The organism is Fibrobacter intestinalis (genome assembly GCF_900167415.1).
Classification (GTDB): Bacteria; Fibrobacterota; Fibrobacteria; order Fibrobacterales; family Fibrobacteraceae; genus Hallerella; species Hallerella intestinalis.
Map to the genome: position 1 here is coordinate 1 of NZ_FUWU01000078.1, position 9966 is coordinate 9966.

A 9966-nucleotide genomic window follows, 5' to 3' on the forward strand; every position below is an offset into this window, starting at 1 on the left:
TTCCGGGTGGACAGGACCCCTCCCGTCCTGAAGTTCGACACGGTGGGTGCCGTCGTTCCCGAAGGTGCCTCCGCCGTCGGGGAATACGCGTCGCTGGAGCGTCCCCATCGCCGGGAAGGGTTCGCCTACGTTTCGGACGACAGCCTGCTTTCCGTCGCCTACACCGTCAGCGAAGCGCTCGCCGGTCGGGACAGTGCCTCTGTCCGGGTGAACTTCGCATTTTTGCATATCCCCGACACCGCCGCCGTGGACCGCGTGGGAGATTCCCTGTGGCTCTCGGGGGATTCGGCGCATTTCCGCTGGACGGAAATGTCCGGCTTGAGGCTCTCCGACGGCGACTACCTAGTTCGTGCGACTGCCCGGGACGAAGCTTCGAACCGGGCGACCTTTGCGGCACCGAAAAAGCTGCGGATTGACCGGACGGCCCCGCGAATTGAAAGCCTTGTGAGCCGCCGTCTCGTCTATCCGGATTCCGTCCGGGAATTCTCGGCGGAAATCGCCGTCTCGGAAAGCGGGGATGTCGATTCCAACCGGACGGGGATGCGCTGCCATTATCGCGTTATGGGGAAGACCGCCAGCGGCTGGATGCCCATCGCGGACAGCTTGCTGCATTCGGGAAAAATCACATTCCCCATCGATTCGGGGGCAGTGGGGCGGGAAAACGGCAAGCGTTACTTGGAGACCGTCTGTCTGGATGCCGCTGGGAATGCTGGCGTGCGGACGGACCTTTTCTACGTCGGTTCCCGCTATCCCGAAATCACTTTCCCGAAGGGGAGTATGGTCTCGGCAGAGATGCTCGCCATTTCGGGAATCGCTCCTCCGGACGGGTCGAAAAACGAGGAATCGGTGGTCTATCGCTTGCGTTACCGCGCTGCGGATGCTGGGGAATGGCGCTCCGCCGGGATGTCCGTTGTCGCGGGGAACCGTTCTGCGGATTCCTCTCACATTTCCAGACTTTCGCAAAGCTCGTCCGGAGTGCTGGGCTACCTGGACCGCTGTGCCTTGGCGGAAACCTGCCTGGAAGGTGCCTATGTTATTGAATTGGGCGTTCGCGCTTGCGATTCTTGCCCATGGCGGACGGATTCCGCCGAAGTGTATTTCTTGCTCGGCGACTCGACTGCATCGGGAAATATCGTTTTGAACGCTTTACGGGATTCGATGACCGTCGGATCGGATTCCTTGTCTGTAAATGTGCGCCTGGACGGAAATATCAAGGGAAAAAGCCTTGTGCGCCTCTATGCGGAAGATTCCCGGGGCGTGGGCATTTTCGATATTTCCAGCGAAAATATTTACGCGAGCCCCTTTACGGGATCACCGTCGGATACGACCCTGCAACAGGGCGTCTGGTTCTACTGGCAGGATTCGCTCTGGCACTTGCGCTGGAAGGGTTTTGCGGGGACGGACGAAATCCGCGTCCGGTTTGATTCGGAATCTTTCGGCACGACCTGCGAGGGGCCGGGCGGCACCACTTTGGAACGAGGCTGCTCAGTAGAATTTTCCTCGATGGATCTAGGGGCGTCTGCCATCCTTTCGGAGACTCTCTCCGGTTATCCGTATTTCCGACCCATGGATAAGGCTGATAGTGCGATGTCCCTTTCGGGAAATTCCGGGCACGTCGTGTTCAAATCCTCGGGGATGTTCCGCATCGAGGGATCGCAGGATTCCTCTTTCGCCAACCGCATTCCCGTTTTTTTCGGATCCGCGACTGCACCGGGATTTTCCCAAAAATTCGGAAGCGGGGCTGAATATTTGAACCCGCTGTTTTTGGGCTGGACGGTGAACCCGGAAAATGAGAGTCTGCATTATGTATGGGACGGAAAGACGAGCTCGGGAGCCTATCCGGCACCGGGAAAAATCACGCTTTACGCCGAGGCAGTGCAAACAGGCTCCGAGGATGCCTTTGTCATTCTGGATACGGCTTTCGTGAATTTGAAACTCCCGCCGCTTGAAATTGCGCTCGCCGATTCGTTGGGCGACTTTGTCACTTTGCAGGGCGGAATCGATACTTCGACTGCTGCACTCGGGAAAATGAACATCGAGTATGGCGTCCTTTACCGGGATGCGTTCGTGAAAATCTACGTGGAAGCCCCCGACGGCACGAAGAAACTTCTTCAGGACAGCGTGTTATGCAAGGCAAATTCCTCGGCGACGGCCTATTCCGCGACATGGGACGGGACTATCAACGGAGTCGCGCCCGTTTCGGGAACATACAAGGTTATCATCGAGGCGAATGAAGTGGGGACATCCGTCGTGAAATCGGCGACGAGCCATTTCAACGTGAGATACGCGAGTTCGCTTGTGAACATGGAAACTCGCCCGGGCGATTCCTCCGCTCCGCAGCTTTACATCGCCGAGGCCTTCCGGGACGATGACGGCAAGAATCGCTACATTCCGGAGGCGGACTATCTGGTGCGCGCCGAACTGGGCGGAAAATACCTGCCCAAATACATTCGCGACAGTCTTTCCTTTTCGGCGACGGTTTTCGGTTCGCAAAAAGCCATCGGTTACAAACCGGAGCGTTTCAGCCTTGCGCTCAAGCGGCATCGGGAACGGCTGGACTTGGTGATTCTCTATCAAATCGACAGGCATATAGAATCGGTAACGAATACAGTTTGTGAAATAGATGATGAAAAAAATCAGCCGCATCGAAGTGCTGAACTATTGACCTTCACTTCCAATTCAAGGAGTGGCTTTATCGATTTTGAAATGCCCGCAGGCGAAAACTACGGCTATTCCGATCACGAAAATGCCTCCGTGAAAATGTGCGCCGTGATGAACAGGGATTGGCTGGATTATAGAAAAGATCATGAATGGAACGAGAAAGCCTTCAAAACTTTATGTGATGATTATGCTATCTGGAAACTGACGGACATTTCCGATTCTTCTGTGAATTTCATTCCCAAACCTAAAGCCGGCGGTTATGCCCTTTTCCAAGAAAAATCCGCGGGCGGTTGCAGCGCAGAAGATTTGGGTGGGGAATCTTCGACTCTGTGCGAATACGGCCAGGATGAAGCCGGGAAAGTCGTCCATTCCGAAAATTACAATCCCAATTTGAATTTGTTCCGGGTAGAATTGATTGGAAATTCCGACTTCAATTTTTATACGGACAAGGGTGAAATAAAGCCCGATCATTGCGGCAACGAACGATTTCGGATGATGAAATTCCGGATGAAGTTCACCATCCCCGACTCCTATTGGGATGCCGATTTTGGCTACGACAATTTGGTGAACCGCACTATCCGTTTCGACGAAGCGAACAAGACCATCTTCGGGAAAACCGACGGCTACCTGAAAATCCTGTCCGAAAAGAACTTGCCCGGGGACTCCAACTATTTCGACGGGACTCGCTGGCAAAAGGACCATTCCTACGGAAAACTGACCCCGTTCGAAATGCAGCGTCTCCGCTTTTACCCGGCCAACGTCCTTCCGGGCGGCGGGAACACGTTCCTCTTTGCCGACGAGGATTCCTCCTACATACAGCCATCCTATTTCGACATGAAGTTCTACAGTGCGCCTTCCGAAACGGACTATTTTCAAGTTCTGGCGTTGGGAACGCCGGTCGCGGGCATCGACGGTTGTGATTATTCCCCGGAGACAAATTTTGACGCCGCCTATGGCAATCCGCAGCCACGCTGCCAGGTCTCGCACACGAGCAAGACGGATGCACCGGAGCAGATCCGAACGCCTCTTTTCGCCGGCGGCTACGTGGATTTCTATGTCGCGCGGAATACGGTCTGGAGCGGCGTCCCCGACAAAGTAAACGTTCCCTACCCGGCTCCGATTTCCTTTGCGGCTTCTACAGGGGATTCCCTCAAGTTTTACGCTGCGGGTTCCAAGGTTCACTACTACTATGGCGATTACGGCGACTCGACTTGGCTCCGGGCCTTTACGGATACGACAGGCATCATTAGGAACGCGATCAATTCGCCTGCGGATTATTCGGACCCGGCAAACCTGGAGACCTTGGGCGTGATTCCGGGAAAAATCGGTGGAAATCTGGCCATCGCGAACCTCTCCCTGTCGAACATCCTCTCGCCGGAAAATTACCGAAACGGCAGCTTTTACATTCCTCTGGATACGCTGGGAACGTTGAAGTCCCTACTGAATGCGGAGGGAATTCGGACGGATTCCTTTTCCGTTGCCGTCAGCACAGAGAAGGGGGTTGTGGAACATTCCGGGGATACCCTCCGCGTCAAGGCATTCGACTGGAATGACGCCGTTCTTTACCGCAAAACGCTAGACTCTCTTTCAAAACTCCCGACACTGACGGATTCCACTCGGCTTTCCCTTTACAGCCTGTATCGCTACCAGAGCGGCATTCGCCAACGGGACGTCGCCGACAAGAATCTTTATTACGGCCCGGCGAACAAGGCGTGGACAAGGAATCCCTGGATTAAAGATGTTCGAGTTGAATCCTCGGAGCTGCAGCACCTCGATTCTTCGGTCCATTCCCATTTTGCGATTGCAGGCAATCGCGATTCTCTGGACAGGACGATCTTTTACCACTCGAACGATTCCATCGCCCGGCCTGCGGAATTTATCGAGCTTTCCTCCTATCTGTCGGGCGGGAAGACTTACCATCTCTTTTACTTGAAGGAGGGCGTTTTCCATTCCATTTTGGACACAGCGGTGGAAAAGAGCGGATTTTACCGTTTGAAGTGGTTCAATGCCAACCGCTTGCAGGGAAATACGACGTTTATGCTCACTTGGGGCGGCGACGGCGGCTCCTTTTACTATTCCCGTTACGATTTGTATGTGGGAACGCCGGTCGGACCCGAGTCGCAAACGACAGTATCATCGCTCTTCGGGGATTTGAGCGTCACCTTCCCGAAGGGCTCGTTGCGGGGGGATTCCAGCGTCACCGTGCGAACCGCTGATGCAAGCGATTATCCGTTCGACGTGTTCCGAAACGTTCCCCTGACAGGTCCCGTGATGGAAGTGCTGCCGACCATGACATTTGCGGGACCGGATTATCCCCGGGTCCAGATGAAAATCTCTCGGGAGGAAATGGAGAGGAACCGCCTAACGCCGCAGACGCTTCGTTTGTACAAGATTGACTTCGATAATAAGCAATTTGTTCCATTGGAGAACGCCTTGTACGGCTACCTCAAGGCGGACGGATCCCCGGCTGCTTCTGGTGCAGACACCACGGCCTCCTGCGCTGTTTGGGACGATCCGCAGTGCTATGGGAACGATTACAGCTACATCCTGATTTCGGCGGAGACCCGAACTTTTTCCGTCTTTGCGGCCATGGATTCTTCCGTGGCGAACATTCCCGAAGTCGGCTTGGAAATTCTCCCTGCGGTGGCGACGGCGAGGGATAGGCTTGTCCGGGTATCCGGCACAACGGCTTTCCACCTTTATGCCGACGACGATTCCCTGCTGGACGAATCGAATGATGGGACCCCGGCTACCTCGCTTTTTTACAAGGCGGATTCTTCGGGACTTTGGCGTGTAACGCTTCCCGAACGCGACACAAATTACCTCTTCGCTGTGGCCCTGGACGCATCCGGTGCGGAACGCTCCACCGCTTCGGCAAAGGCCTTGGCGCTAACCGTTCCTGCGGAATTTTCCTGCACCGTTCCCGCTGATTCGCTCTGGCTCGGACTGGACAACGGCTATCTCGCTTTTGAAACAAACTGCAACCAACCCGGTCGAGGAATCCTTTCGCTCTATGGGGGCGGTTTGCCCGTCGCCGAAATCTGCGGCGAAATCCCGGACACGTTGATCTACGACGGGAAAGTTTCTGCCCGGAAAATCCCGCCGGGCATCTATGACTCCCGTTTCCTGGGCTTTTCCCTGCTCGGGAGCGAACTCCAGATTGCCGGCCCGAAAATCCGCACGGATTCTTTGCGCCCTGAAATCGACAGCATGGCGGTGGAGGAATCCTCCCAACGCCTCGACCGCAATTTTCATCTAAAGGCGCGACTCTCCGATACCGAATCGGGAATTGCGAAAGTTCTTTTGACGGCGGTCTTCGGAGGTGACACGCTTTCTCATCGGGAACTGGAAACGGATTCAATGGGAAATCTCGAAGGGGATGTTCACCTGACAAGGGAAACGCTTGCCTCTTGCGTCGGTTGCAGGCTTTCCCTTTCGCTCCGCGCCGAAGACTTCGGGCACAATTACTCGGTACGCATTTTCCGCTCCGAAAAGCTCTATCCCTACCCGGCAAGCCTTGCGCTCTGGTATCCGGCGGGTGAAGGCTCGGGGAAAATTTCCGGCGAAATGCTGGGAACGGGGCACGACCTCCAGCTGAATCTTTTCAAACCCTGGCTTGCCGATTTCGGTCTGTATTTTTACCATCCGGGCGACAATGCCGCAGGAATCGGAAAAGTGGATTTGGGAACTTCGGACGCCTATTCCTTTGAAGCGAGAATCAAGCGTGGCTATGCGCAGGATTCCTCGTGGCGCCGGGTTCTGGGTTTTGTCGGAACTTCTGGCCTGAACATTTCCCTTGAAATGCGGGGCGGCGATTTGCGCCTTGTGGAAAATGGCGTAACCTATTCCGTTTCCGGTGCGCTGCCCTTGCCGAAATCCTGGTCGCATATCGTCGTGACTGTCGATTCGGCGCAGGTCCGTTTTTATGTGGATGGGGAGTTGAAAAAGGCGCTGGCCGCAAAACCCCTTGAACGCGAACTTTACGGAACATTCTCCATAGGAAAGCGGGAAAAAGAAACCTTCGTCGGGAACATCGCCGACATCCGGATGTATGCCGAAGCACTCTCCGCAGAAGAGATCGAGGAACTTGCGACACCCGTCGATAAAGACGGCAAGGAAGTTCACACGGTGGTTCTTTCCGCTCGCGACATGGAAGTGTCCGAAGGCTTGTCACCGCAATTTTCCTGCGCTGTGGCGGGGAACCGCTACTATTCCGCAGAGGAAAATGCTTTCGTCTCTGTGCCGGTTTCCATTCCCGCCGCCGGGAGTTACGGGATAATCCTGTATGCGCGTTCCGTGACGGCAAACTCTGCAACGGTAAAAGTCGGACTTTCCCAATCCGCACTCCGCCCTGGAACTCTGCAATTGGCTCCCGTCTGGGAGGCTTCCGCCGTTGGCAACCTCCGGCTTGCACTTTCCGCAGGGCAACACCGGCTCTTCCTTTCCCTCCCGGCGGGTGTCGAAATCGCGGGAATCGCCTTGACGGATGGGGAAACGCCTCCTCCTTCGAACATCGCATGGGGTGCGGGCCTCGGGGAACCGGAACGGAAAATTGAATCGTACGTTCGCTTTGACGGTTACCCGGACGCTTCGGTCATTCGCCCTCGCCTAAAGCTCGTCAATACTTCAGACGAAACGGTCCGCGGTTTTGCCGTCCGCTATTATTTCCGCGGGGAAGACCCGGCGCAGGTCGTCGCCGACGCCTATTATCCGCAGTCCGTAATTCCTCCTTCCGTCCACGGGGAAAGTGCGCAGACCGGCTTTGTCGAATGGAACTTTAGAGATACGGAAATCCTTCCGGGAGCTTCCCCCTTCTACGGCGAGGGGCCGCACTTCGGCATCCACAATGGGGACTATTCTGCCTGGGTCCCTTCGGATGACCCGTCCTTCGTGGAAAATGCCGCGACGTCTTTTGTAAAGGATTGGGGAATTGTCGTGCTGGATGCAGAAAAGAATCTTGTCGGCGGTTCCTGCGTCGAAATGGAAGATTCGGCTTCGGTCGAGACCAAGGTGCGTATTCTCGCCGCAGATGCCCGAAACGACGCCCAGGCCAGCGAAATCCATCTGAAGCTGGAAAATGTGGGAAGCATCGTGCTCAAGAATTACGATGTCCGCTATTCCTTTTATTCGGAGGGAATCGCTCCCATTTTTGACGTGTATTACCTACCGCCGGGAATTTCCGCTCGGATGGACTCTCTGGGTGCGGGACGCTATCAGGTGACTCTCCATGGGGAGGCTTCGGTAGGCCCGGGAACCTTCTGGAGCGATGTGGCCAAGTTCGCCCTGCACCTTCCCGGCTGGCAAAGCGCATGGGATGCCTCGGACGATCCGAGTCATGCCGGCCTGACCGCTCAGCTGCTGGAAACGTCGAATGTCGCCGTATTCGATTCCCTCGGGAACCGCATCTACGGAAACGAACCGGAATGGCCTTCGCCTCTCTCGGTTGTCGCAGAAACGTTTCCGACAGCCGATACGACGAAAGCTTCGGACAATGGGGAAGCGGACACTCTTGCTCGCATTTCCCGGACGGAAGATGGGCTCCTTCTGGAACTTGGAATTTCGGCGGACGTATCCTTGGACTTGGTCAATATTCTGGGAACTCCCGTCCAGTCGCTCTTCAATGGGAAACTTTCTTCCGGTGAACACCTCATTTCCGTGGATTGGAGCGGCGTGGACATGAAAACAACTTACCTGGCTTTAAAAATCAACGGGTCGTTGAAATCCGCCAGTTTGCTTTCCCTTCTGTAGGAGAAAAAATGAAAAAGATACTTTCGATACTCGCCCTTGCACTCCCGGTTTTTGCGCTGGACGTGCAGGCGGTCTTTGACAACCAGAAAAAATCCGCCTTTCCGGACACCTGCGAACTGCTGATGCGGACGACGGTTTCCCTTCCGGGGCAAGGGGCGCAGACGGTGGAAACTTCCGTCCTGAATAAGGGAAAGGACAAGTCTGTCACCATTGTCAAATCTTCCGCCATCCAGATGAAAATCGTGCAGAACGGGAACCGTACAAGAATCACCGATTTGAAAAGCGGGAAAGTCCTTCCGGCGCAGAATATGCCACCACAAAACCCGGCGGACATTTCGGCGCAGTTGGGGAATCCTGGAGATTATCGCTCGCCGGTCAAGGAGGGCTCCCTTTGGAAAATCGTCCCGAAAGAGGATACCAAACCGACTCTTTATTATTCGGCCAAGTCAAAACGAATCGTCCGGATGTCGTTGCCGGTAAACGGCGCAGAAGCTCGCACTGCTTTGGAATACTGCGACAATTCCTGCCCGTTGCCGGGGACTTTGAACAGGGCGACCATCGTAACGAGGCTTGCTTCGGGGGATTCCTCTACGGTGGTCGTGGAAATTCTGAAGGCCAAGGGTCGTTCGGATTTCCCGGAATCGCTGTTCGACGTAAAATAAGGGCAGTAGTGGTCAGTTTTCAGTTGTCAGTGAGCCAGTCGAAGCACGGTTGCTGAGCTTGTCGAAGCATTACCAAAGCAATTTTTAGAGCTTTATCGGCATCGGCTAAAAAGATTTTGTTGCCGCGATAATCGTTAGGAATGTCCGGGATAAGGACTGCGGGCTAAAACAACTCACAGGGCTCTACTCGGACCCTTTGCTTCCCGTGGGGGATTGCATTCGGCATTTTGTAAACAAAGTTTTTCGGAAAAAGAGGGAGCAATCGGCCCGCTTCAAGCGTTTTAAAGGAAAAGGCGGCCTTTTAAAAACCCAAAAAACGAGGAAGAATGCCCGAATATAAAATCAAACCGTACGAAGAGCTGGACATCACCGACAACTTCATGTTCTGCAAGGTCTTCAGCAACGAGGACGTGGCCAAGGATTTCTTGCAGGACGTCCTGAAAATCGACATCGAGAAAATTTCCGTGGTGGCGGAGGCGACGAGCCAGGAGGACCCCTTCCGCAAGAGCGTCCGCCTCGACGTCCTTGTCCGGGAGGAACTCGCCGCCGCGGGGGGCGAACGGCGCGCCGGCCGCTATTTTGACATCGAGCTGCAGATGGCGAATACGGGCGAACTCCCCAAGCGCGCCCGCTATTACCAGGGGATGTGCGACCTGGACGCCCTGGCCAAGGGCGTCGACTACGAGGAGCTCCAGGAGCAGTACATCCTGTTCATCTGCCCGGACGACATTTTCCATAAGGGGAAGCCCGTTTACAGGTCCCAGAACCTCGAGTGGGGCAGCCCGGAAATTTCGCTCGGGGACCTCTGCTACAAAAATTTCTATATATTTAAGAAGTACTCCGAAATCAAGGATGCGGCGACCCGCGAGTATATGCAGTATTTCGCCACCAAGCA

The 9966-nt window shown here is 55.1% G+C and carries 3 protein-coding genes; all 3 read left to right on the forward strand.

Annotated elements, in window-relative coordinates; all coding sequences use genetic code 11:
• The first annotated feature begins 42 nt into the window (after positions 1–42).
• Positions 43–8409: a LamG domain-containing protein gene (locus B5D40_RS14010; protein ID WP_234978177.1), complete on the forward strand. Its 8367-nt coding sequence runs from the start codon at positions 43–45 to the stop codon at positions 8407–8409.
• A gap of 8 nt (positions 8410–8417) precedes the next feature.
• Complete coding sequence (locus tag B5D40_RS14015; protein ID WP_078777417.1) at positions 8418–9071, forward strand: hypothetical protein; 654 nt, start codon at positions 8418–8420, stop codon at positions 9069–9071.
• A gap of 326 nt (positions 9072–9397) precedes the next feature.
• Positions 9398–9966, forward strand: a 569-nt coding sequence (locus tag B5D40_RS14020; protein ID WP_144319711.1) for an Rpn family recombination-promoting nuclease/putative transposase, incomplete at its 3' end; no start/stop codon positions are given.